The organism is Vibrio sp. 10N.286.49.E11, assembly GCF_041469505.1.
Taxonomy (GTDB): domain Bacteria; phylum Pseudomonadota; class Gammaproteobacteria; order Enterobacterales; family Vibrionaceae; genus Vibrio; species Vibrio crassostreae_C.
In genome coordinates, this window is record NZ_JBFRKQ010000171.1 from 1,105 (window position 1) to 1,471 (window position 367).

A 367-nucleotide genomic window follows, 5' to 3' on the forward strand; every position below is an offset into this window, starting at 1 on the left:
CGCGCCACTATTTAGGGCTTCTTTCTTATAAGAACAGAAATCCTTGTATTGAGTTGTTGTTTACAACGAATTGATACTAAAACCGTGCGCTCTTAGCTCAGCTGGATAGAGTACCTGGCTACGAACCAGGCGGTCGGAGGTTCGAATCCTCCAGAGCGCGCCACTATTTAGGGTTTCTTTTATGAACCCCTGATATTGGGAATACCGATATCGAAAACTGCGCGTCCTTAGCTCAGCTGGATAGAGTACCTGGCTACGAACCAGGCGGTCGGAGGTTCGAATCCTCCAGGACGCGCCACTCTTTAGGGTTTCCTTGTGAACTCCTGATATTGGAAATACTGATATCGAAAACCGTGCGTCCTTAGCT

Annotated in this window: 2 tRNA genes; both read left to right on the forward strand. The window is 48.0% G+C overall.

The features are described 5' to 3' along the window. Positions 1-86: 86 nt before the first annotated feature. A tRNA-Arg gene (locus AB4167_RS22135) sits at positions 87-163 on the forward strand. A 58-nt stretch (positions 164-221) separates the two neighbouring features. Next, positions 222-298, forward strand: a tRNA-Arg gene (locus tag AB4167_RS22140). The last annotated feature ends 69 nt before the right edge of the window (positions 299-367 follow it).